We start from the raw sequence: 23,984 nt of genomic DNA, 5'->3' as shown, positions 1-23,984 counted from the left end.
TCCGTCGCACCTGGAGGCCCGCGCCGATGCCGACTGTACGCCACCGGCCAGCAGCGCGTTCGGTAGCGGGTCGGCGTGTCGGCCGCCCGTCAGCAGCGGGCGCGGCTCGCGCGAGCCCGCTGCGCTCAGCGGGCGCGCGGATGCGCTGTCGCGTACACCTCGCGCAGCCGCTCCACAGTCACCAGCGTGTAGACCTGGGTGGTGGTCACCGACGCGTGACCGAGGAGTTCCTGCACCACGCGTACGTCCGCGCCGCCGTCGAGCAGGTGGGTGGCGTACGAGTGGCGCAGCGTGTGCGGCGAGACCGCGTCGGGACCGTCGACCGGCAGGCCGGCCCGGGCGGCGGCGGTACGCAGCACCGCCCAGGCACCCTGCCGGGTGAGCGGGCCGCCACGCGCGTTGACGAACACCGCGTGGGTGCCGCGCCCGGCGGCGAGCAGCGCCGGGCGGCCCCGGACCAGCCAGGCGCGCAGCGCGTCGGCCGCGTACCCGCCGACCGGGACCAGCCGGGTCCGGCCGCCCTTGCCGCGCAGCAGCACGGCGCCGGCGTCCAGGTCGAGGTCGTCGACGGCCGCGCCGACCGCCTCGGAGATGCGCGCGCCGGTGCCGTACAGGAATTCCAGCAGCGCCCGGTCGCGCAGCGCGCGGGCGGCGGCGTCGCCGGTGGCGCCGGGCAGGTCGGCGGCCTCCAGCAGCCGCAGGACCGCGTCGACGGGCAGCGCGCGGGGCAGCCGGCGCGGCGGCGCGGGCGGGCGGACGTCGCGGCTGGGGTCGGCGCCGGCCAGTCCCTCGCGCAGCGCGAAGCGGTGCAGGCCGCGTACCGCGCTGGCCGCGCGTGCGGCGGAGGAGACGGCGAGCGGCGGGTGGTCGTCGTCGCCGGCACGCAGCCGGGCCAGGTGGGCCTCGACCTGCGCGGGTCCGGCGGCGGCCAGGTCGTCCACCCCGGCGGCGGCCAGGGTGGCGAGGTAGCGGTCCAGGTCCCGGCGGTACGAGGCGAGCGTGTTCGCGGACAGCCCGCGTTCGACGGTGAGGTGGTCCAGATAGGTCCGGACCGCACGGCGCAGGGCCGGCGCGGGTTCCGCGCCGGCCGCGCGCACGGCGGCGTCGGTCAGCTCAGCACCTCGTCCAGCGGCAGCACGTCCATGCCGTGCGCCTCGGCGACCGGGCCGTAGACGACCCTGCCGGCGTGGGTGTTCAGGCCCAGGGCCAGCGCCGGGTCGTTGCGCAGCGCCTGCTGCCAGCCCTGGTTCGCCAGTTCGAGGGCGTACGGCAGGGTGACGTTCGTCAGCGCGTAGGTACTGGTGTTCGGCACCGCGCCGGGCATGTTCGCCACGCAGTAGAAGATCGAGTCGTGGACCTTGTAGGTCGGGTCGGCGTGCGTGGTCGGGCGCGAGTCCTCGAAGCAGCCGCCCTGGTCGATGGCGATGTCGACGAGCACGCTGCCCGGCTTCATCCGGGAGACCAGCTCGTTGGAGATGAGCTTCGGGGCCTTCGCGCCGGGCACCAGCACCGCGCCGATGACCAGGTCCGCGTCGAGCACGGCCCGCTCGATCTCGTACGCGTTGGAGGCGACGGTCTGCAGGTGGCCCCGGTAGATGGCGTCGGCGGAGCGCAGCCGGGCCACGTTCTTGTCGAGCAGCAGCACCTCGGACTGCAGGCCGAGCGCGATGGCGGCGGCGTTCAGGCCGGACACGCCCGCGCCGATGACCACGGTCTTCGCGGCGTACACGCCGGAGACGCCGCCGGGCAGCACGCCCCGCCCACCGCCGGTACGCATCATGTAGAAGGCGCCCACCTGCGGGGCGAGGCGGCCGGCCACCTCGGACATCGGGGCCAGCAGCGGCAGCGAGCGGTCGGGCAGCTCGACCGTCTCGTACGCGATGCCGGTGACCTTCCGGTCGACCAGCGCGTCGGTGCACTCACGGGACGCGGCCAGGTGCAGGTAGGTGAACAGCACCTGCCCCTCGCGCATCCGGTGGTACTCCTCGGCGATCGGCTCCTTGACCTTCAGCACCAGATCGGCGGTGTCCCACACCTCGTCGGCGGTGGCCAGGATCTTCGCGCCGGCGGCGGCGAACTCGTCGTCGGTGATGCTGGAGCCGACTCCGGCGCCTGCCTCCACGAAGACCTCGTGGCCGTGGCGGGTGAACTCGTTGACGCCGGCGGGCGTGATCGCCACCCGGTACTCGTGGTTCTTGACCTCGCGGGGGATTCCGACCTTCACGATGCAGACACCTTCCTCCGGGGCGGCTCACCCCCGACTGCGCGGCCGCGCCGGCTCCGTTGCCGGCGCGGTCCTCCTGTCCCGCCGGCGGCAGTCTAGGCCCGTGGGAAGCCCACGGACGGCGACACTGTGACATCCGGTGCCCGCTGGTCCTGACGGTGTGTCAGGCATGCCTCGGACTGCCCGGTGGAGACGCCATCCGCCGAGAGGACAAAGTTCGATGACATCTTCCCACCGGCTGGGTGGCGAGGCCGACAGGATGTGAACCGATCACTATTGTGTCCGCTCATGACCACTCCTTATCAGCAGTACCCGCAGGGCGTCTCGGACAAGAGCAAGGTCGTCGCGGGCATTCTCGGCATCCTGCTCGGCTTCTTCGGCGCCGGGCGGTTCTACATGGGCGACACCAAGACCGGCGTCCTCCAGCTCGTGGTGAGCGTCGTGACCTGTGGCTTCGGCGCGCTCTGGGGCACCATCGACGGCATCCTGATCCTGGTCAACGGTGGCGTCGACGGACAGGGCCGCCCGCTGCGCGACTGAGCGCAGGCACACGGAAGGGGCCGCACGGTGCGTCGCACCGCGCGGCCCCTTCGTCGTCCGTCCCGGATCAGCGCGGCAGCGGCGCCTCCGGGCGGCGCAGCTCGCTGAAGCCGGTGTCCCGGGCGCGGGCGGCGGCGAGCAGCCCGGCCACGCAGGACGCGTTGGTGATCTCGCCGGCCAGCACCATCCGCACCGTCTCGTCCAGGTCCACGCGGACCACCTGGAGGTCGGCCTCCTCGTCGTGCCGGTCGTGCCGCTGGTCGGCCGGCACGTCGGCCAGGTCGCGGGCCAGGAAGACCCGCACCACCTCGTCGGTGAAACCGGGCGAGCTGTGCAGGTCGACGAGCACGTCGACGCGGCCCGCGGTCAGGTCCGCCTCCTCGGCCAGCTCCCGCAGCGCGGCGGCGGCCAGGTCCTCGCCGCCGACGTCCATCAACCCGGCGGGCAGCTCCCACAGGTGCCGGCCGACCGGGTGCCGGTACTGGCGGATCAGCACCACCTGACCGGCGTCGTCGAGCGCCACCACGGCGACCGCGCCGACGTGCCGCACGTAGTCGCGGGTCGCGCTGCCGCCGCCGGGCATGGTGACGTCGTCGCTGACCACCGAGAAGATCCGGCCGGACCAGATCTGGCGGCGGCCGGTCACCTCGTACCGGTGCTCGACGCCGCTCACGCCGCCGCCCCGCTCACTTCGCGGACGCCTTCGCGCCACCGCCGCGGCCGGCCTTCTTCGCCGCGCCGTCCAGGTCCACCGGCAGCTGGTCGGCCTGCGAGTACGCCACGGCGGCGCCGACGAACGCGGCGAACAGCGGGTGCGGCCGGGTGGGACGGCTCTTGAGCTCCGGGTGCGCCTGGGTGGCCACGAAGAACGGGTGCAGGTTGCGGTCCAGCTCGACGAACTCGACCAGCCGCCCGTCCGGCGAGGTGCCGGAGATGGTCAGCCCGGCCTTGGTGAGCTGGTCCCGGTAGGCGTTGTTCACCTCGTACCGGTGCCGGTGCCGCTCGCTGACCTCGGTGCTGCCGTACGCCTCGGCGACGATCGAGCCCTCCGCCAGCTTCGCCGGGTACGCCCCGAGCCGCATGGTGCCGCCCAGGTCGCCGCGCCCGGCGACGATGTCCTCCTGGTCGGCCATGGTGGCGATGACCGGGTGCACGGCCTCCTCGTCGAACTCCAGCGAGTTCGCCCCGTCGAGGTTGGCCAGGTGGCGGGCCACCTCGATGGTCATGCACTGCAGGCCGAGGCAGAGGCCCAGCAGCGGGATGCCGTTCTCCCGCGCGTACCGGGCGGTGCCGACCTTGCCCTCGATGCCGCGGACGCCGAAACCGCCGGGGATCACGATGCCGTCGACGCCGGACAGCGCGGCGGCGGCGCCCGCCGGGGTCACGCAGTCGTCGCTGGGCACCCACTTGAGCTGCACCCGGGCGCGGTGGCCGAACCCGGCCGCCCGGATCGCCTCGCTCACCGACAGGTACGCGTCGGGCAGGTCGACGTACTTGCCGACCAGCGCGACGGTGATCGTGTGCCGGGGCTGGTGAACCCGCTCCAGCAGGTCGTCCCAGCGGGTCCAGTCCACGTCGCGGAACGACAGGCCGAGCCGGCGCACCACGTAGGCGTCGAGGCCCTCCCGGTGCAGCACCTTCGGGATGTCGTAGATGCTCGGCGCGTCCGGGGCGGCGGTGACCGCCTCCCGGTCGACGTCGCAGTACAGCGACAGCTTCTCCTTGACCTTGTCCGGGATCTCCCGGTCGCAGCGCAGGACCAGCGCGTCGGGCTGGATGCCGATGCTGCGCAGCTGCGCCACCGAGTGCTGGGTCGGCTTGGTCTTCAGCTCGCCCGACGGCGCCAGGTACGGCACCAGCGACACGTGCAGGTAGAAGCAGTTGTCCCGGCCCAGGTCGTGGCGGATCTGCCGGATCGACTCCAGGAACGGCAGCGACTCGATGTCGCCGACGGTGCCGCCGACCTCGGTGATCACCACGTCGGGTACCTGGCCGTCGGCGTCCGGGTCGGCCATGCCGCGGATGCGGGCCTTGATCTCGTTGGTGATGTGCGGGATGACCTGCACCGTGTCGCCGAGGTATTCCCCCCGCCGCTCCTTGGCGATCACCGCCGAGTAGATCTGGCCGGTGGTGACGTTCGCCTTGCCGGAGAGGTCCCGGTCGAGGAACCGCTCGTAGTGCCCGACGTCGAGGTCGGTCTCGGCACCGTCCTCGGTGACGAAGACCTCGCCGTGCTGGAACGGGTTCATCGTCCCGGGGTCGACGTTCAGGTACGGGTCGAGCTTCTGCATCACCACGCGCAGTCCGCGCGCGGTCAGCAGACTCCCGAGGCTGGAGGCGGTGAGGCCCTTACCCAGCGAGGAGGCGACGCCCCCGGTGACGAAAATGTGCCTGGTCGTCCGTGCTGTAGGGGCCAAGGCCTGCTCCCGTGTCGTCCGTAGCGGTCGTGCGAACCGCCGTGCCGATCAGCAGAGTGATCACGCGATCCACGGGATTCCACGGTAACACCATCCGGACCGTGAGCCGGCGTCGCACCCGCTGTCGGCGCACGTGAGGCCGGATCCGGCCCGGATCCGGGCCCTTGATCGACACCACTTCGCCGGTGTGGTGCCTTCCGCCGGGCCTCGACCCCGCCACCTCCCCGACCTGGCGAGGGCAGGCCGGGGCGAGCACCTGCCGGGTCAGCCGGCGGGGATCTCCGCGGACGCCGGGTTCGGCTGGGCGGGGACCCGCGCCCCGGCGGTGGGCGGCCCGTTCGGCGCTTCCCTGTCGGCCGGGCCCTGCCGGCCCGGTGCGGCCTGCTCCCCGGCCTCCCCCGGATCGCCCGCACCGTCACCGACTGGGCCGTCACCCGCCGACCGGCCACCACCCGGACCGTCACCGGCCGGTGGACCACCGTCCGTCGGACCGTCGGCAGCGGCGCCGCCCCGGGAGGACTTGTCCGGGCCGCCCGGTGGGACCGCGCCCGTCTCGCCGCCGCCACGGCCGCTGTCGGGCACCGTACGGTCGGTGGAATGGTCGAGCACCCGTAGCGCCGCCAGGGCCGCCATAGGCACCACGAGAGCCGCCGCCGCGCCGGCCACGTCCAGCGCCGACCCGCCGAGGAGTCCGCCCAGCCCGACCGCCACGCCGGTACCGGCCATCGCCGCCCGGATCGCCGGGTAGATGCCGAACAGCCGCATCAGCCCGCCCCACGGCTGGAGCAGCGCGAGCCAGACCAGCGCCGCCCCGGCCAGGGCCAGCACGGTGAGCGGGCTGTTCACCAGCGTCTGGATGTTGGAGCTGCTGGACCGGTGCACGGTGAGGCCGCCGGTGCCGTCGCCCACAGCGGCCAGGAACCGGCCCAGGCTGCCCCGCTCGTCCGCCGGACGGCCCAGGTCGACCAGGGCGAATCCGACGGTGACCGCCAGCGCGGCCATGGTGGCCCAGGCCAGCCGGCTCACGGTGAGCCAGCCGCCGCTGCAGATCGCGGCCGCGACGCTGACGCCGGCGGTGAGCGCGATCGCGCCGATCGAGTCGGCGCCCAGGTACGGGCTGCCCACTATCACCACTGCGAGCCCGCCGACAGTCACCATCACGATCGGCCGCCAGCCCTTGCGGAACCGCTGGGCGAGCCAGCCGCCGCACAGCAGCGCCCCGGCGATGAACACGCCCAGCCCGACGGTGCCGAGTCCGGCGTACCGGCCGCCCTCCAGCGCCGAGTAGCCGACCACGCCGTTGAGCTGCAACCGGGAGCCGGTGAGCACGTCCACGCCGACGACGAGCGTGGCCAGCCCGGCCACCGCCCCGAGCGGGCCGAGAGTGCGCTCGTGCCCGGGAGTGAACCGGACCGCCGCGGTGCCGCCGACGATGAGCAGCGCGGTCACCGAGGCGTACCAGAGGCCGGCGTGGTCGCCACGCCACCAGGGCACGGCGTCGGCGAGCAGCGCCGCGGGCACGGCGAGCGCGGCGGCGATCAGCATCAGTTCCACCACGGCGACGATCCGCGGGGACACCGGTTCCGGCCCGTGCGGGCCGGCGAGCCGGCGGGCCCGGCGCAGCACCGGTAGCACCGCCACGGCGAGGGCGAGCTGCGCGGCGGCCAGCAGCGTGAAGAACCAGCCGGCGACGCGGCGCTGGGCGGCGGCCTCCCGGTCCGCGTCGGCCGGCGCCTCGATCGCGGCCCGCAGGTCGTCCGGCCGGTCGTCGACAGTCACCGCGGGCCGGCCGAGGAACGCCCGTTCCGGCATCGGCTTGTCGAGCACGGCGAGCACGGTCGGGGCCAGGTCGATCAGTTGCAGATAGCCGGACCGGGCGGTGCTGGGCGAGGTCAGCCAGCCGCCCTCCCAGCCGGGGCCGTCGGCGACAGCGACGTGCAGCCGCGCCGGGGAGTCGGTGTCGGACACGCCGGCGACGAGCACCAGCGAGCGCGGCGGCCGGGCGGCGAGCACCCGGGCCAGCCGGGCGTCGGCCTGCCGCGCCTGCGCGGCCCGTACCTCCGGGTCGTCGTCGTCGACGGTGCCGACGTCGACGATGCTCAGCACGCAGGAGCCGAGCAGTTCCGCCGGGTCCTCCGGGAGCGTGGGCGCGTACCTGTCGACCCGGCCGAACGGGCGGGCGGCGGCCACCGCGGCGCCCGGCCCGACCGCAACCGAGCAGCGCACCGACTCGGCCAGCGCGCCGGGTGTGGCGCCCCAGGAGAGCTGCTCCTGGTTGTGTACGACCGCGCTGGCCTGGTCGGGCAGGTTCGCGCCGATGCCGTCGGGCCGTTCGACAGTGACGGCGGTGGCCGGGCAGCCGCCGCTCGGGCGGGCGCCGGGCCAGGCGGCGAAGTTCCCCGCGCCGAGCGTGAGCCAGCCGTCGACCGGGCAGGTGGGGCGGTGCGCGGAGCGCACCGAGAGCGATCCGATCGCACCCTGCTCGGCCATCCGCCACAGCGTCGGCGTGTTCTCCGGGTCGACGTCGTCCCACCGCAGGCCCGCCGCGCCGACGAGCACCACGTAGTCGGCGTTCGGCCGGGTCGCGCCGTCGTCCGGGCGGGCGGACAGCGCGGTGATACCAAGCACCACCACGACCAGGGTCAGCAGCACCGGGGTCAGTCTGCGCAGCATCAGCGGTTCCCGGTGGACAGCTGCGGAGTCAGCTCGGCGTAGAGGCCGGCGAGCGCGGCCACGGTGTCCGCCTCGGTGGGCCAGGTCGCCGCCCGGGCCAGGGCGCGCCGGCCCAGGTCGGCCCGGCGTGCCGGGTCGTCGAGCAGGTCGCGCACCGCCGCGTCGACGGCGTCCACGTCGCCGGCCGGCACCAGCACGGCCGCGTCGCCGACCAGGTCCGGCAGACCGCCGACGGCGGTCGCGACCAGCGGTACGCCGGCCCGCAGCGCCTCCTGCGCGAACAACTGGCGGGCCTCCCAGTCGCTCGTCACCACCGCCAGGTCGGCGCCGCCCAGCAGGTCCGCCACGTCGTTACGGTGCCCGAGCAGCGTCACCGGCGCGCGGGCGGCCGAGATCCGGGCGGCCAGCGGCAGATACGCCGGACCGCTGCCGGCGATCACCACGAGCGGTGCGGGGGTACGGGTCCGCCAGCGGGCGGCGGCGTCGATCAGCACGTCGTACCGCTTCTGCGGGTGCAGCCGGCCCACCGACAGGATCAGCGGGCGGTCGGCGGCGACGCCGAACTCGGCGCGTACCGCGGTGCGGCGGCGGCGCGGCGCGGGCAGCGCCGGCGCGGCGACCGGAGCGAGACGAGCGTCGGCGGCACCGAGCGCGGCGGCACGGTCGACCAGGTCGGCGGAGGCGCCCAGGGCGACCCGCACGGACCGGGCCACGACCCGCTCGACCAGCCGGGACACCGCGCCGCGCAGGCCACCGGCGAGGACCGCGTTGTGCCAGGTGACCACCAGCGGCGCGGCGGGACGGGCGAGCGCGGCGACCAGGCCGGCGCGCAGCCCGTGCGCGTGCACCACGTCGACAGGTGTGTCAGCGAGCGCCCGGCGCAGCGCGGTGACCGCGCGCGCGTCGCCCGGCGTGGGGCTGGCCGGGATCTCCACCGGCGTGAACCGGGCCCCGGCGCCGGTGAAGTCGAACTGTTCCTCGGTGGCGGCCGGGCCGCAGACCAGCACGGACGCGCCGGCCTCGGTGAGCCCTCGGGTGATCGAGCGCACGTGCTGCCCGACCCCGCCGGTGCTGGAGGCGAGCACCAGGGCCACCGACCCGGGCCAGCGCGGTGCCGGCGAGGCGTCCGTCATGAGGAAACGGTCTCCCTTCCGTCACCCCGCTCGCCGGGGTGCTGCTGCGCCGGCGGGCCGTCGTCCCCGCCGGCCGGGGGTCGCCGGCGCAGCCGACGGGTCACGGTCGCGAGCAGCGGCCGCAGGTCGCGGGCGTCGGTCAGCCAGGCGACGGCGAGGAACAGGACACCGACCACGACCCCGGACAGCATGCCCTGCGCGAGGGCCCACGGTGTCGTCGGGGTGCCGTCACCGAGCCCGGCGAGTCCCGCCGCGACGCCCGCCCCGCCCGCTCCGGCGACCACTGCGGCGAGCAGCCCGGCGGCGCCGGCCCGGCCGATCCCGGCGAGCGCCTCGCCGCCGGCCGCCCGCCGGACCGCGGCGATCAGCAGCGCGCCGAGCAGCAGCATGCCGGCCGACGTCGCCAGCGTCACCGCGAGCACCCGGTCGGCCAGCGGCGCCACCTGGGCGGACACCACGGCGAGCGCGGGCACGCTGAGCCAGCCGAGCGCGGTGGCGACGGTGGCCGCGCGGGTCTCGCCGCGGGCGTACAGCGCACGGGTGAGGACCGCGAACAGGCCGTAGCCGACCAGGCCGGGCGCGAACCCGGCGATCCCGGCCGCCGCGGTGCGCGCGTCGAGGGGATCGGAGAAGAAGAAGTGCCCGACCGGGACGGCGGTGCCGACGAGAGCGGCGGCGCCGAGCAGGCTGAGCAGCACGACGCCGCGTGCCGCCGGGGCCAGCGTCTCCCGGTAGGCGCGCTCGTCGCCGGTGGCCCGGGCCGCGACGAGCGTCGGGTACGCGGCCACCGCGAGCGGCACCGCCAGCACCGCCCAGGGCAGGAAGTAGACGGTCTGGGCGAGGTTGTAGACGCTGACGTCGGCGGTGCGGCCGTAGGTGACCTGGTTGAGCGCGACCACCAGGGCGATCTGCTGGGCGGCAACTGTGACCGCACCGGCGACCACCAGACCGCCGACCCGGGCGCGGGCGTCGGCCGGGAAGCGGTAGCCCGGCCGGATCCGCAGCCGCAGGCGACGCACCGGGATCAGCAGCGACAGCGAGAGCACCACCACGCCGAGCGTGGTCCCGGCGGACAGCAGCAGCTCACCGCCGCGCCCGGCCTCACCGATCGTGGCCAGCCGCCCCTCGGCGACGGTGAAGCCCAGGTAGACGGCGATGACCGTGACGCTGGACAGCAGCGGCGCGATCACCGGCCAGGCGAAGCGCCGGTGCGCCTGGAGCACACCGGTCAGCACGATCCCCACGCCGTACAGCGGCAACTGCGGCGCGAACACCCGCAGCATCCGCGCGCCGGACGCCTGCTGGGCCTCGCTGAGACCGTTTCCGATCAGCCCCGGCAGCGGGTCGGCGAACACCGCCAGCAGCACCGCCAGCGGCACCAGCAGGCTCAGCGTCCAGGTCAGCAGCGCGCCGGTCGTAGCGGCCACCGCGCGCCGGTCACCGGCCTCGACGGCGCCTGCGAGCAGCGGTACGACCAGGCTGGCGAGCGCCCCACCGGCGACGATCTCGAAGATGAAGTTCGGGACGTAGTTCGCCACCAGATAGGCGCCGCCGAGGTCGGTGGGGCCCAGCATCCAGGTGAACACGGCGGTGCGGCCGAAGCCGGCGAGCCGGCTGAGGACGGTGAGGACGGCGATGAGGGCCGCCGCCCCGGCGACCCGGCCGGCGGCGGCGAGAGGAGCCGGTTTCGTCACGTCAGTCCGGGAGCCGGCCCAGCTCGTCGAGGTGCCGCAGCCCCGGCGTGGACGCGATGACCTGGGTGAAGCTGACCTTCTCGCTGGCGGCGGTGAGCGCGGCGAGCACGGCCAGCACACCGGCCCGGCCCAGCGGCCCGGTACGCGCGGCCAGGCTCACGCCGAGCAGCGCGCCGAGCGCGTTGGCGCCGCTGTCGCCCACCATCACCCGCTCGCCGAGGTCGTCGCCGACCAGCGCGGCCGAGGCTCCCATCGCGCCCGCCGCGACGCCGCCGTACGGGCCGGTGGTCAGCGGCGCGCCGAGCAGCATGCCGGACTTCAGCGCCCGGCCGGGTCGCAGGTCGAGCAGGTTGACCAGGTTCGCGGTGCCGGCCACCACGCCGGCGCCGAGCAGCACGTCGAGCCCCCGGCCGAACGCCCCCGCCTGCCGGCGGCGCGGATGCGCGGCGACCCGCCGGTCGGCGGCGAGCAGCGCGGCGGCGCCCAGCCCGGCCACGCCCACCCCGGCGACCTTGACCATCCCGGCGGTGACCTGACCCTCGCGCAGCGCGGCGAGATGCCCGGCGAACCCCTTGGCGGCCTTCTGTTCGGGGCGCGCGCCGACCACGTCGTCGTAGAGGCCGACAGCGCCCGCGCCGAGCCCGGCGACGAGTGCGGCGGCGCCGGCCGGGGCACTACCGGCGCCGAGCGCGGCCCCGGTGGCCGCGCCGACGGCCAGGGCCGGACCGGCGGCCAGGGTCACGGTGCGGCCCCGGTAGTTGGTGCGCTCCAGCGCCGGCCCGCCGGGCGACGTGCGCGTCTGGCGCAGCACGTAGCGGGCGGCCAGCGCGCCCGCGCCCACGGCGAGCAGCCGACCCAGTCTCACGGGACCTCCTCGATCCGGACTTCGAACGCGACGCGGCACGGACCGGGCGGCCCGCGGCGGTCACCGGGGCAGTGTAGGCACCCGGGAGGTGGCGTTGTCGCCCACGCCGTACTGGCCGGTCTTCTTCTCGGTGAGCTGCTGCGCCAGGGCGAGGCTGGTGCCAAGCTGGCCCTGCACGGTGTTGGCGTTGTCGACGGTGGAGATGGTCTGCGACAGCACCGGGTCGCCGCGCACGACGGAGACGAGGTTGCCGCCGGTGGAGCCCATGCCGGCGACCACGAGCGCGCCGGCCCGGTCGAACTGCTCGGCGATCTTCACCACCGACTCGTCCTTCTTCGCCGAGTCCTTGTCCACGTACGGCTGGCCGGTCACCATCACCACCGCCTCGGCGGCGGCGGAGATCTTGTCCGCCGGGGTGAGGTAGCCGGCGGTGGCGTACTGCTCCAGCACGGCACGCCGGTCGGCCTCGCTGACCGCCGGGCTTCCCGCCGGGCGGTCCACCAGGACGTTTGCAAGCAGGGCGCTGGAGGTCTCCACGCCGTGCCCGTTGCCGGGCAGGTTGCCGGTGGGGGCGCTGTTCGGCCGGGCCGCGGTGACCGCCAGTTCCAGCAGGTTGTTGTTGCTGTCCGGGTTGACGAACTTGTCCTGCACGTCGATGCGGCCGGTGACGTCGGCGCCGGCGGTCTGGAGCATCTTCACCACGCCCTCGGCCTGGTCGCGGCCGCTGGGCAGGGTGAGCACCAGCACCCGGCGGCCGGTCAGCTTGCCGGGCAGGACGAGCTGGGCCATCTCGGCCGCGAATTCCTCCTCGGTCTCCAGCTGCTTCTGCATGCTGTTGACCGACTGGCGCATCAGCGAGTTGTCCTTGCGCAGGCCGTTGACGTTCTCCCGGAGCGAGTCGGCGACCGGCCCGTTGAGGGCGGCTGTGCCGACCACCAGGCCGATCGCCAGTGCCAGGAACACCGCGGTCAGGGACACCACGTGGTAGCGAAAGTTGATCACGCTTGCAGCCTCTTGATCGTCGGGGAGCTAGAAGAGCTGGCCGAGCTGGAACACGAAATTGTCCCACCATTCGGAGACCACGCCCAGATACGCCTTCCCGACGGTGGAGACCGCCACCGCGGAGGCCATCGCGGCCACCGCCGACAGGACCAGCAGCAGCAGCGACGACCCGGAGATGCTCTGCCGGTAGAGCCGGCTGACGCCCTTGGCGTCGACCAGCTTGCCACCGACCTTCAGCCGGGTCAGGAACGTCGACGCCATGCCGCCGCGCCCCTTGTCGAGGAACTCCACCAGGGTGGCGTGCGTGCCGACAGCCACCAGCAGCGAGGCGCCCTTCTCGTCGGCCAGCAGCATGGCCAGGTCCTCGCTGGTGGCCGCCGCCGGGAAGGTGATCGCCGGTACGCCGAGCCCGTTGACCCGGGCCAGGCCCGGCGCGCGCCCGTCCGGGTAGGCGTGCACGATCACCTCGGCGCCGCAGCGCAGCACGTCGTCGGTGACCGAGTCCATGTCCCCGATGATCATGTCCGGCGTGTAGCCGGCCTCGACCAGCGCGTCGGCGCCGCCGTCCACGCCGATCAGCACCGGCTTGAACTCCCGGATGTACGGGCGCAGCACGTCCAGGTCGGCCTTGTAGTCGTAGCCGCGGACCACGATCAGGCAGTGCCGGCCCTGGATCCGGGTCTGGATCTCCGGTACACCGACGCCGTCGAGCAGCAGGTCGCGTTCCTGGCGCAGGTAGTCCATCGTGTTGGCGGCGAACGCCTCCAACTGCACCGACAGGCCCTCGCGGGCGTCGGCCATCGCCTTGGCGACCGTTTCGGCGTCCTGCAGCGAGCCGTGCGCGACCGGCTCGTCGCCGACGAAGACGGTGTTGCCCTCGATGCGGACCCGGTCGCCCTCGCGGACCTGCTCGAAGACGCTCTCGCCGAGGTCGTCCAGCAGCGGGATGCCGGCCGAGATCAGCACCTCCGGGCCGAGGTTGGGATAGCGGCCGGAGACCGACGGCTTGGCGTTCAGGACCGCCGCCACACCCACCGCGACGAGCGAGTCGGCCGCCACCCGGTCCAGGTCGACGTGGTCGATGACCGCGATGTCGCCGGGTCGCAGCCGCCCGACCAGCCGTTTCGTCCGCCGGTCGAGGCGCGCGGTGCCGACGATGGAGCCCGGCTCCGGGTTCCGGCTCCGGCGCAGTGTGGGTAGACGCATCGTGACCATCCTGGCATGTGAGGCAGGTTTTGCTGTCGCGACATGCCTGAGCAGGGCCGCCTACCCAGGGAAGCACACCGGAACCCGCGCCGGTGTGCTTGCGCTCACAATCGGGGTATCACGGACGCCTTTCCTTGGCCGCCACGGCCAGGAGCTCCTCGGCATGGGCGATACCCAGATCCGAGTCCGGCAAACCGGCGAGCATCCGGGCCAGTTCCCGCGCGCGCTCGGTGTCCTCCACCACGCGAACCCCGCTCGTGGTCACCGCTCCCCCGGTGTCCTTGGCCACCACCAGGTGCCGGTCGGCGAACGCGGCGACCTGCGGCAGGTGCGTGACCACGAGCACCTGGTGACTGCGGGCCAGCCGGGCCAGCCGGCGGCCGATCTCCACCGCGGCCTGACCGCCGACACCGGCGTCGACCTCGTCGAACACCAGCGTGGGCGGGCCGCCGGAACCGGCGAAGACCACCTCGATGGCGAGCATCACCCGGGACAGTTCACCGCCGGACGCGCCCTTCTGCAACGGCAGTGCCGGCGCGCCCGGGTGCGCCAGCAGCCGCAACTCCACCTCGTCGGCACCGTCCGCGCCGACGCCGGTCTCGACGCCGTTCACCGGCAGGCTCGGCTCGGACCGGCCCGCCGGGCGCGGCAGCACCGCCACCTCGATGCGGGCGTGCGGCATCGCCAGCCCGGCCAGCTCGGCAGTCACCTCCTCGGCGAAGCGGACCGCCGCCTCCCGCCGGGACGCCGACACCCGGCCAGCCAGGTCGGCCACCTCACCGGCGAGCCGGGTCGCCTCGCGGTCCAGCTCGTCCAGCAGCTCGTCGGAGGTGTCCAGATCGGACAGCCGGGTGCGGGCCCGCTCGGCCCACGCCACCACCCCGTCGACGTCGTCGGCGTACTTGCGGGTGAGCGCGCGCAGCGCGGCCCGCCGCTCGTACACGGTCTGCAGACGGGCCGGGTCGGCGTCCAGCGCGGCCAGGTAGGCCGACAGCTCGGCGGCCACGTCGGTGACGAGCGTGGCCGCCTCCTCCAGCCGGGCCGCCAGCTCACCCAGCGCCGGGTCGGTGCCGGCCTGCGCCTCCAGCGTGCGCCGCGCGGTGCCGAGCAACACCGTCGCGTCCGGCGTCTCGTCGGTCGCCTCGACGCCGCCGGCCACGCACTGCTGCGCCACCTGCGCGGCGGTACGCAACCCCTCGGCGTGCTCCAGCCGCTGCGCCTCGGCCTTCAGCTCGTCGTCCTCGCCCGGCTGCGGGTCGACCCGGGTGATCTCGTCCAGGCCCAGACGCAGCAGGTCGGCCTCCTGGTTGCGCTCGCGGGCGTTGCGCCGCCGGTCGGCCAGGTCGTCGACGACGGTGCGCCACCGGGCGTACGTCTCGCGCAGCGCGTCGAGCAGCTTCTCGTGCTCCGGCCCGGCGAACCGGTCGAGCGAGGCGCGCTGCTCGGCCGGGCGCAGCAGCCGCAGCTGGTCGGACTGGCCGTGCACTGCGAGCACCTGCTCGCCGACCTCGCCGAGCGTGGACACCGGCATCGCGCGCCCGCCCAGGTGGGCCCGGGAGCGGCCCTCGATGGTCACGGTGCGGCTGAGCAGCAGCGAGCCGTCCTCGTCGGGCTCGCCGCCGGCGTCGAGGATCCGGGCGTGCACCGCCTCGGCCACCCGTCCGCTCAGGCGAAGCCGGCCCTCCACCGCCGCGCGGCCCGGCTGGGCGCGCACCCGGCCGGCGTCGGCACGGCCGCCGAAGAGCAGGCCGAGGCCGGTCACCACCATGGTCTTGCCGGCGCCGGTCTCGCCGGTGATGACGTTCATCCCCGCGGCCAGCGGCAGCGTGGTGTCCTCGATGACGCCCAGTCCGGTGATGCGCAGCTCTTCCAGCACAGCACCCGACAGTAGCCCCGCCGTGTGACAGTTGACCAGCCGGCAGGGCGGGCCGCGGGCACCCGTACAGTTCAGCCCCGTGCTGGAGGAGATCGGCCTGACCCCGGACGAGGAGGAGCTCTACCGCAGCCTGGTACGGGCGAACACGGCCCGGGCCGGTGAGCTCGCGCAGCGGCTGGGACGACCCCGCGCGGAGGTCGTCGCCCGGCTGGACGCCTTGCGGGACAAGGGTCTCGTGCTGCCGACCGGCCCGGAACCGGACGCGCCGCTGCGGCCGCTCGCGCCGGACGTGCCGCTCGGCGAGGCGCTGCTGCGCCGCCAGTCGGCGCTGGAGGAGGCCCGTGCCGCCGTCAGCCGGCTCGCCGAGGACTACCGGGCCGGGATGCGCCGCCACGACGCCGCGCACCTGGTCGAGGTGGTCACCGGCGCGCGGGCACTACGGGAACGGCTGCGCGAGCTGCAGAACGGCGCGCGCGAGGAGGTGCTCTGGTTCTGCCGGGCGAACCCGCTGGCGATGCCCGGCCCGGAGAACGTCGAGGAGTTCGACGCGCTGGCCCGTGGGGTGCGGTACCGGGCCATCTACGAACGGGCGATGCTGCTGGAGCCGGGCGCGCTCGCCGACGTGGAGCGGGGCGTACACGCCGGGGAGCAGGCCCGGGTGCTGGACCGGCTGCCGGTGCGACTGGCCGTGGTGGACGGTCGTACCGCGGTCTGCCCGCTGGTGCCCGACCGTGACGGCGGGGAGCCGACAGCCGCGGTGATCGGCCGCAGCCAGCTGCTGGACGCGCTGCTGGCGCTGTTCGAGAGCCACTGGCTGATGGCGACGCCGCTCGGCACGCCCGCCGACCGGGCGGCCACCGGCTACCAGCCCGACGGCGACGAGGCGCGGCTGCTGTCCCTGTTCGTCGCCGGGGTGCCGGACAAGTCGATCGCGTCACAGCTCGGGGTGAGCCGGCGTACCGTGCAACGGCGGCTGGCCGACCTGATGGCCGCCGCCGGTGTGGACACCCGGCCCGGGCTGGCGTTCCAGGCCGCACGGCGCGGGTGGATCTGACCGGGGCCGGGGCGGGACGGCCCCAGGACCGCCCCGCCCCGGCGTCTCACCGCAGCCCGTACGCGTCGATCACGGTCTGCGTCACGGTGCTGCCGGACCGGTCCCGCGCCGAGACGCGCAGCGACACCGTGCCGCGCCCGGCCGGCACCTCGGCGGTGAAGCGGGTGCCGGAGCCGCGTACCGGCGCCGTGCGCCAGGTGCGCCCGCCGTCGAACGACACCTCGGCGCGTACCGCCGTGCCGGCCGGCGCGGGCAGCCCGGCCGGGTGGCGCAGCGTCAGCCCGACCGTGTGCTTCCGCCTGCCGGGCACCTCGCCGCGCAGGTCGGCCGGCACCCGGTAGTCGACCTGGAGCAGCGGCAGCGGCCGGGCCGCGTCACCGGACGGGCGGGCCGAGGTGAACTCCCACGCCGTCTCGGTACGGGTCGCCCACCGCCATTCCGCCGACGACCGCGCCGTGGTCACGTCGAGGCGGTAGCGGGCCGGACCGGCGGTGGCCGGCACCGGCGCCCAGCCGGCGGACAGGTCGGCGATCGGCCGGCCGTCCCGGCTGACCCGGCGGGTCACCGTGTCCTGCTCCTCCGACCGGTTGTCCACGCCGGCGTGACCGTCGGCGTCGACGAACTCGGCCACTCGCAGGTCGAGCGTGTCAGCGGTCCGGCTCGGCGCGGCCGCACCGGCCGGCACGGCGGGGCGCACCAGCGGCGCGTGCCACGACTCGGTGGTCCGGTCGGTGGCCGCGTAGCGCCGGGGCCGGTCGGACAGGCCGCCGGTCAGCGTCCCCATGCTGGAGAACATCAGCCGGTGCAGCACCCGGTGCTGCCACCACGAGTCACCGGAGCTGACGTACTCCCGCCGGGTCGTCCCGGTACGCACCATCCGCTGGTCGTCGTTCCAGGAGAACTCCTGCCAGGGCCGCCACCCGAACCGCTGCTCGGTGGCCCAGTCCAGGCCGCCGGTGTCGCCGTAGCGCCCGGTCACCTCGGCCGTGTTGGCGGCGGTGACCCGGTGGAGGATCCGCTCCGGCACCCGGCCCTTCGACACCTGGAACACGTCGTAGAGGTAAGGGCTGTCCACGGTGAGCGTCAGGTCGATGCGGGCCCGGCCGGTACGCGCCGCCGCGAGCAGCCGCTGCCCGTCGTCGTACGCCACCGCCAGCGCCGGTGCCGGGAGCCGCTCCCCGGTCGGGCGCCACACCGTCCACGCGCTCTGGTCCGCCGGCCGCACGATCAGCACCGCCTTCGCACCGGCCGCCGCCGCGGCGGCCACCTGCTCCTCCTCGGACCGGTCGACGGACGCGGTGAGCAGCGCCGCCGCACCCCGCACCCCGGCCAGCTCACCTGCTGCGCCGGTGCCGGAGGCGACCAGACGCAGCCGCTGCCGCCCGGCCGGGGCCGGCGACTGGCCCATCAGGTTGACGTCCGGCGCGCCGGACACGCCGCTGACGTCGATGTCGACCATCGGCGCGACGAGCTGCCAGCGCGAGGAGAACTCGAACTCGCCGTGGCGTACCTGCCGGGTCGGGGTGACGTTGAGCTGCTGCACGGTGCTGAACGTCATCACGCCGTGGTCGACCTGCCGGCCGTTGCCGAATACCCGGTGCTGGTAGAAGCTCAGCACGGCCCGCTGCTCGGACGGTTTCGGCGTCTCGATCCGTACCGGCGTGCCGCGCCGCGGGTCGAGCACCACAGTGAGGTCCCGGTCCACTGTCAGTTCCGGGTCGGTGACCAGGGTGAGCTGCTCGTCCAGCGGCGCGCCGTGCTCGATCAGCGCGTGCAGCAGGTACGGGCCCTCCTCCACCTGGACCTGCCACTCGTCGCCGCCGCCGAGCCAGCCCATCGCGTCCGACTCCGGGTGCTCACCGAACAGCGTCACCACCGGCGACGATCCGGGCCGCCCGGCCGGGTCCAGCGCGCGCAGCGTCACGGTGTGCTGCGGGCCGCTGAGCGTGAGCCCGACCGCGGTACGCACCGTCACACCGTCCGCGCCGGTGGCCACCAGCCAGCCGCCGTGCGGACCCCGGTCCAGCCGGGCCGGGTCGGCGCGCAGCGGCACGTCCACGCCGCCGCCGGCCGGCACGGTCACCGTGGCGGCGTCGAGCGTCAGGCCGTCGGTCTCGGCCGCGCCGCTGTCCAGGTTGCGCAGCTCCAGCGCCAGCCGCAGCGTCTGCGCGGCGGCGGTGCCGTTGACGTAGCGCACCGTCCGGGTCGCGGCCGGCCCGCCCGTGGTCAGCCGGCCGAAGTCGGCGGTGGCAGTGCCGTACACCCGCTGGCGCAGCGCGCGGGCCACGTCGACCCGCCCGGCGCCCTGCTCGAACACCGTCGCGCCGGCGCTCGGCCGGGTGGTGCTGACCAGCGCGTCCTTGAGCTGCGCAGCGGTCCATCCGGGATGCTCCTGCGCCAGGACGGCCGCCGCGCCCGCGACGTGCGGCGTGGCCATCGAGGTGCCCGAGGCGCGGGTGTAGGCGTCGTCCACAGGCGTACCCATCGAGGTGCCGGCGGCGCGGGCCGCGACGATGCCGACGCCCGGCGCGGTGATCTCCGGCTTCAGGCCGTTGTCGCCCAGGCGCGGGCCGCGGCTGGAGAAGTCGGCGAGCACGTCGTCGCGGTCGACCGCGCCGACGGTGAGCGCGGCGGTGGCCGCGCCGGGCGAGCCGACGCTGCGCGGCTCACCGTCGTTGCCGGCGGCGATCACGAACAGCGCGCCGGTTTCGGCGGTCAGGTCGTTCACGGCCTGGCTCATCGGGTCGGTGCCGTCGGTGGGCGCGCCGCCGAGGCTCATGCTGACCACCTTCGCGCCGGAGCGCGCGGCCCACTCCATCCCGGCGATGATGCCGGAGTCGTAGCCGGAGCCGGAGTCGTCGAGCACCTTGCCGACCAGCAGCCGCGCGCCCGGCGCGACGCCCTTGCGCAGCCCCGCGGAGCCCGCGCCGCTGCCGGCGACGGTGGCCGCCACGTGGGTGCCGTGGCCGTGGCCGTCCCGGGCGCTGCCGCCGCCGGTGAAGTCACGCGCCTCGGCGATCCGGCCGGCCAGGTCGGGATGCTCGGCGTCGACGCCGGTGTCGAGCACCGCGACCCGCACCCCGGCGCCGTCGCGTCCGGCCGCCCACGCGGTGGGCGCGCCGATCTGCGGGACGCTGTGCTCCAGCGCCACCCGGGCCCGCCCGTCGAGCCAGACGCGTTCCACGCCGGCGCCGAGCCGGACCGGTCCGGCGCCCGTGGCGCGGGCCTGCGGCGTCTCCCGCAGGGACGTCCACAGCGCGCCCAGGTCGTCCTTGTCGACGCGCAGCGCGGCGCCGTTGATGCTGGACAGCGGACGGGACTCGGCGGCGACGGCGAGGGGGCGCACCCGCCCGGCGGCCGGTTCCCGGTAGCGCACGATCAGCGGCAGCGCCGTGCGGCCCGCGTCGCCGTAGCCCTGCTCGGCCAGTTCCTGCACGTCGAACAGGTCCGGGTCGAGCACGCCCGCCGACACGTACGGCACGACGTCGGCGGGGAGCACCCGCAGCCCGCCGTCGGCCTGCGTGGTCTGGAAGACGATCCGGTCGCGGCCCGGCCCGGGGTGGACGGTGGCGGCGATCCGGCCCGGCGCGGCCTGGACCAGCTCGACCTGGTCGCCGGTGATCAGCGTGACGCGGGCGGGCGGCGCGCCCGGGGCGGATGTGCCCGGGGGCGGGCCGGCGGGCCGGGCGGGCGGTACGGCGGACGCCGGTACGGCGAGCCCGACCACCAACGCCCCGGCCGCGCCGGCGGCGAGCCAGCGGGGGAACCGGTGCATGTGACGCTCCTCTACTCCGAGGCCGACCTCGTGAGGCCCGGCGATCGGAGTCTGCGACGGCGTCCGCCGCCGGGTCACCGGGTACGGGCCGCCACACCGGCGACATGTCGCCAGGTGGACACGCGCACGACGGAGTGGAGGCCGGGACGCCGGAGACCGCGTCGCCCAGCTCGCGTGCCGCCGCTTCCTCCGGCGGCGGCCCTGCGACCTGTCGGCCCGGCCGGGGTCGACACCCGACCGGACACGGCGTGCCGGTCCGCCCGCCGCGGCCGGCTACGACGCTCCGGCGTCCCGACCGTCGCGGCCCCGACCACCCCCTGGCCGAGCCCCGCGACGCCGGGCCGCATCCGGGAAGCGGCGGGCCTCACCGCCGCGCCCGGACTCACCTCTTCGCGGCCCGTACGCCCACCGTAACGCGCGCGGGGGCCGGGACCGGTGGGCCGAACGGAGATTTCCGCTGAGCCGCTGGTCAGCGACGGTTGCCCCGCCAGCCCTGGACGGGAAGGTCGAACTTGGCCACCAGCCGGTCGGTGAACGGTCGGGCCCGCAGTCGCACGATGCGCACCGGCAGCGTGCCCCGGCGCACCGTCACCCGGGCACCGGGCGGCAGGTCGTAGACGCGCCGCCCGTCGCAGCACAGCACGGCCAGTGTGGTGAACGGGTCGACGGTGATGACGAACGTCGACGTCGGCGCGGTCACCAGCGGGCGGCTGAACAACGCGTGGGCGCTGATCGGCACCAGCAGCAGCGCCTCCACCTCGGGCCAGACCACCGGCCCGCCGCCGGAGAACGCGTACGCCGTCGAGCCGGTCGGGGTCGCGCAGATCACGCCGTCGCAGCCGTACCGGGACAGCGGCCGGCCGTCCACGTCGACGAGCAGCTCCAGCATCTGGGCGCGTTCGCCCTTCTCCACGCTGATCTCGTTGAGCGCCCACGACTCGATGGTCGGGCCGCCCTCGAACTCGGCGGTGACGTCGAGGGTGAGCCGTTCGTCCACCGTGTAGTTGCGGTCGACCACGTCCCGCACGGCGGTGTCCAGGTCGTCGATCTCCGCCTCGGCGAGGAAGCCGACCTTGCCCAGGTTGATGCCGAGCAACGGCACCTTGGCCGGGCGGGCCAGCTCGGCGGCGCGCAGGAACGTGCCGTCCCCGCCGAGCGCGAACACGATCTCGGCGCCCTCGGCGGCCTCCGGGCCGGTCACCGGCACCACACCCGGCAGGTCCAGGTCGTCGGCCTCCTCGGCCACCACCCGCACCTCGAACCCGGCGGCGATCAGGTCGGCGGCCACCGCCCGGGCGTGCTCGGTGCTGCGTCGACGGCCGGTGTGCGTGACCAGCAGCGCGGTACGGCTCACCCGGACACCTCCTCGGTCGTGGCCGCCGTCGCGGCGGCGCCCTGCGGACCGGCGGCCACCACCGCGCGGACCCGCTCCGGGTCCGCGGCGGGCGCGTCCCCGCGCAACCATACGAAGAACTCGACGTTGCCGCTCGGCCCGGGCAGCGGGCTGGCCGCCACGTCGGCCAGGCCGAGGCCGAGCCCGGCGGCCGCCGCGGCCACGTCCAGCACCGCCTCGGCGCGCAGCGCCGGATCGCGGACCACACCGCCGGCGCCGACGCGCTCCTTGCCGACCTCGAACTGCGGCTTGACCATCAGCGCCAGGTCACCGCCGGGGCCGGTGCACGCCGCAAGCGCCGGCAGCACCAGCCGCAGCGAGATGAACGACAGGTCGGCCACCGTCAGGTCGACCGGGCCGCCGATCGCCTCCGGCGTGAGGGTACGCACGTTGGTGCGCTCGAACACCCGCACCCGCTCGTCGGTACGCAGCGACCAGGCGAGCTGCCCGTAGCCGACGTCCACGGCGACCACCTCGGCGGCGCCGGCGCGCAGCAGCACGTCGGTGAAACCGCCAGTCGACGCGCCCGCGTCCAGGCAGCGCCGGCCGGTGACGGTCAGCCCGCCGGGGGCGAACGCGGCGAGCGCGCCGGCCAGCTTGTGGCCGCCCCGGGAGACGTACTCGTCGGCCGGATCCTCGCCGGTGACCAGCAGCGGATCGGCCGGGTCGACCATCGCCGCGGGCTTGCGCGCCCGCACTCCGCGCAGCTGGACGCGACCGGCCTCCACCAGCGCGGCGGCCTGTTCCCGGGAGCGGGCCAGCCCGCGCCGGACCAGTTCGGCGTCCAGCCGGGTACGACGAGCCATCAGGTGTGTCTCCGCCTCTGCTCAGGCCTGGTCGATGGTGGCGAGGGTCTCGCGCAGCGTCTCGTACGCCGCCTCGTACTGGGCGATCTGGTCGGCCGGGGCGAGCGCCTCGGCGTTGGCCATGCCGAGCACCGCTGCGTCGACCGCCGGGTGGCTCGCCTCGCCGACCTCCTCGACCGGCGCCGGGCGTACCCCCGGGGGTGGTCCGGGCCGCGGACCCGGCGGCGGACCGGGCCGGGGCGCGGTCACGAGCCGGCCGCCCGGCGCCCGGTGGCCTTCTTCGCCGGTGCGGCTTCCGGGGTACGGGAGACCGTGGCCGGCGGCTTCTTCGCGATCGCCTTCTTGGCCACCGTCTTCTTCGCCACCGCCTTCGTCGGTGTCGTCGCGGGGGCCTTTGCGGGCGTCGTCGCCGGGGCCTTGGCCGGGCTCTCGGCGGCGGGCGACGCGGTCTTCGGCTGCCCGGCCCCGGACGGCGCCGGCTCGGACGGCTCGGTCTTCGGTGCGGTCGCGCCGGGCGGTGCGGCGGCTGTCCCGGCCGGTGCGGCGGCGGGCGGAGTGTCGGCCGGGCCGAGGTGGCCGCGCGCCTCGCGCAGCTGCCGCTCCAGGTCGTGCACCCGGCGGGTCAGCTCGGCGACCTCGTCGGCGGTGGCCAGGCCGACCGCGCCCAGTGCCCGGTCCACCTCGAAGCGGACCAGCTTGGTCAGCGACTCCCGGTTCGCCAGGCCGGTGGCAACCAGTTCCTCGGCGAGCGTCTGGATCTGGGCGGCGGTCGCACCGCCCTGGCCGACGACGCGCATGACCGCGTCCTGTGCCTTCTTCCGGGGCGCCTCCGTCAGGCCCATGGCCAGCTCGAGGTAGGCGCGCCACGCGTCCTGCATGCCTGAGTCCTTCCGCGGGGCGAGGTGTGCAGGTGCCACGCTACCGGGCACCCCGGACGCCCCATTGCGGTACGGTGCCGGGAAACGGCGTGGTTCGTGGTGAGGAGACGATGTGGCCAGCGTGGACGAGTGCCGGCAGGCGTTGCAGGACCTGGCCGCGCGGCTGGACCGCAACGCCGAGGCGCAGGGACGCATCGACCTCGACCGCACGCTGGCCTGCCGGATCACCGACCTCGGGACCGCGTTCCACGGGCGGCTGGAGGGCGGCCGGCTGGTCGACCTGGCCGACGGCGACGACCCGAAGGCGAAGATCGCGCTGAGCACCGGCAGCGACGACCTCGTCGCGCTGGTGCACGGCCGGCTCGACGTCATGGCAGCGGTGGCCTCCCGCCGGGTGTCGATCAAGGCGAACCCGTTCGACCTGATGAAGCTCCGCAAGCTGCTCTGA

At 75.3% G+C, this 23,984-nt stretch carries 19 protein-coding genes; 3 read left to right on the top strand and 16 right to left on the bottom strand.

Translation table 11 applies throughout. The features are described from left to right. Positions 1-125 precede the first annotated feature (125 nt). The gene (locus O7546_RS09985) at positions 126-1,097 is read right to left on the bottom strand and encodes a site-specific tyrosine recombinase XerD (RefSeq protein WP_269696585.1); all 972 of its coding nucleotides are present in this window, start codon (positions 1,095-1,097) and stop codon (positions 126-128) included. Positions 1,098-1,108: 11 nt separating this feature from the next. Further along, entirely contained in the window at positions 1,109-2,224 is a 1,116-nt protein-coding gene (gene ald, locus O7546_RS09980; RefSeq protein WP_194799862.1) for an alanine dehydrogenase, read from the bottom strand. A 225-nt stretch (positions 2,225-2,449) separates the two neighbouring features. Between ald and O7546_RS09975 the strand changes: the two genes are divergently transcribed. Further along, on the top strand, positions 2,450-2,764 hold the full coding sequence (locus tag O7546_RS09975; protein ID WP_269698075.1) for a TM2 domain-containing protein: 315 nt from the start codon (positions 2,450-2,452) through the stop codon (positions 2,762-2,764). 67 nt (positions 2,765-2,831) lie between these two features. Here O7546_RS09975 and O7546_RS09970 read toward each other — a convergent pair whose 3' ends face one another. From O7546_RS09970 to recN, 9 genes are all read right to left on the bottom strand, one after another. Then, a complete protein-coding gene (locus O7546_RS09970) occupies positions 2,832-3,437 on the bottom strand; it encodes an NUDIX hydrolase (RefSeq protein ID WP_281600758.1) in 606 nt (201 codons plus the stop codon). Between the two features lie 13 nt (positions 3,438-3,450). Continuing rightward, positions 3,451-5,181 carry a CTP synthase gene (locus O7546_RS09965; protein WP_194799859.1) on the bottom strand — a complete coding sequence of 577 codons (1,731 nt, stop codon included), beginning with the start codon at positions 5,179-5,181 and terminating at the stop codon, positions 3,451-3,453. A 264-nt stretch (positions 5,182-5,445) separates the two neighbouring features. After that, positions 5,446-7,854 carry a hypothetical protein gene (locus O7546_RS09960; RefSeq protein ID WP_194799858.1) on the bottom strand — a complete coding sequence of 803 codons (2,409 nt, stop codon included), beginning with the start codon at positions 7,852-7,854 and terminating at the stop codon, positions 5,446-5,448. Next, positions 7,854-8,987 carry a glycosyltransferase family 4 protein gene (locus O7546_RS09955; RefSeq protein ID WP_194799857.1) on the bottom strand — a complete coding sequence of 378 codons (1,134 nt, stop codon included), beginning with the start codon at positions 8,985-8,987 and terminating at the stop codon, positions 7,854-7,856. Before O7546_RS09955 ends, O7546_RS09960 begins: the two co-directional genes overlap by 1 nt. Continuing rightward, a complete protein-coding gene (locus O7546_RS09950) occupies positions 8,984-10,681 on the bottom strand; it encodes a lipid II flippase MurJ (RefSeq protein ID WP_194799856.1) in 1,698 nt (565 codons plus the stop codon). The genes O7546_RS09955 and O7546_RS09950 overlap by 4 nt, the downstream gene beginning before the upstream one ends. Before the next feature lies 1 nt (position 10,682). After that, entirely contained in the window at positions 10,683-11,546 is an 864-nt protein-coding gene (locus tag O7546_RS09945) for a hypothetical protein (protein WP_194799855.1), read from the bottom strand. 60 nt (positions 11,547-11,606) lie between these two features. Continuing rightward, a complete protein-coding gene (locus O7546_RS09940) occupies positions 11,607-12,548 on the bottom strand; it encodes a copper transporter (RefSeq protein WP_194799854.1) in 942 nt (313 codons plus the stop codon). A gap of 27 nt (positions 12,549-12,575) precedes the next feature. Beyond that, positions 12,576-13,754, bottom strand: a complete 1,179-nt coding sequence (gene steA, locus O7546_RS09935) for a putative cytokinetic ring protein SteA (protein ID WP_194799853.1) — start codon at positions 13,752-13,754, stop codon at positions 12,576-12,578. Between the two features lie 118 nt (positions 13,755-13,872). Further along, positions 13,873-15,630, bottom strand: a complete 1,758-nt coding sequence (gene recN / locus O7546_RS09930) for a DNA repair protein RecN (RefSeq protein WP_194799852.1) — start codon at positions 15,628-15,630, stop codon at positions 13,873-13,875. 79 nt (positions 15,631-15,709) lie between these two features. Between recN and O7546_RS09925 the strand changes: the two genes are divergently transcribed. After that, positions 15,710-16,684 (top strand): helix-turn-helix domain-containing protein, encoded by a 975-nt coding sequence (locus O7546_RS09925; RefSeq protein WP_194799851.1) that lies wholly within the window; start codon positions 15,710-15,712, stop codon positions 16,682-16,684. Between the two features lie 46 nt (positions 16,685-16,730). Here the strand turns inward: O7546_RS09925 and O7546_RS09920 are convergent, their stop codons facing one another. The 5 genes from O7546_RS09920 to O7546_RS09900 form a co-directional block, all read right to left on the bottom strand. Next, positions 16,731-20,459 (bottom strand): S8 family serine peptidase, encoded by a 3,729-nt coding sequence (locus O7546_RS09920; RefSeq protein WP_194799850.1) that lies wholly within the window; start codon positions 20,457-20,459, stop codon positions 16,731-16,733. 469 nt (positions 20,460-20,928) lie between these two features. After that, a complete protein-coding gene (locus tag O7546_RS09915; protein ID WP_013285580.1) occupies positions 20,929-21,813 on the bottom strand; it encodes an NAD kinase in 885 nt (294 codons plus the stop codon). Then, positions 21,810-22,658: a TlyA family RNA methyltransferase gene (locus O7546_RS09910; RefSeq protein ID WP_194799849.1), complete on the bottom strand. Its 849-nt coding sequence runs from the start codon at positions 22,656-22,658 to the stop codon at positions 21,810-21,812. The genes O7546_RS09915 and O7546_RS09910 overlap by 4 nt, the downstream gene beginning before the upstream one ends. A 21-nt stretch (positions 22,659-22,679) precedes the next feature. Further along, positions 22,680-22,907 carry a hypothetical protein gene (locus O7546_RS09905; protein WP_194799848.1) on the bottom strand — a complete coding sequence of 76 codons (228 nt, stop codon included), beginning with the start codon at positions 22,905-22,907 and terminating at the stop codon, positions 22,680-22,682. Beyond that, on the bottom strand, positions 22,904-23,536 hold the full coding sequence (locus tag O7546_RS09900) for a hypothetical protein (protein WP_194799847.1): 633 nt from the start codon (positions 23,534-23,536) through the stop codon (positions 22,904-22,906). The genes O7546_RS09905 and O7546_RS09900 overlap by 4 nt, the downstream gene beginning before the upstream one ends. 112 nt (positions 23,537-23,648) lie before the next feature. On the opposite strand from O7546_RS09900, the gene O7546_RS09895 reads away from it, so the two are divergent. Next, positions 23,649-23,984: an SCP2 sterol-binding domain-containing protein gene (locus tag O7546_RS09895; protein ID WP_194799846.1), complete on the top strand. Its 336-nt coding sequence runs from the start codon at positions 23,649-23,651 to the stop codon at positions 23,982-23,984.

Source organism: Micromonospora sp. WMMA1976, assembly GCF_027497335.1.
In the GTDB taxonomy this organism is placed as follows: domain Bacteria; phylum Actinomycetota; class Actinomycetes; order Mycobacteriales; family Micromonosporaceae; genus Micromonospora; species Micromonospora aurantiaca.
This window is presented reverse-complemented; position numbering and strand designations above follow the sequence as displayed.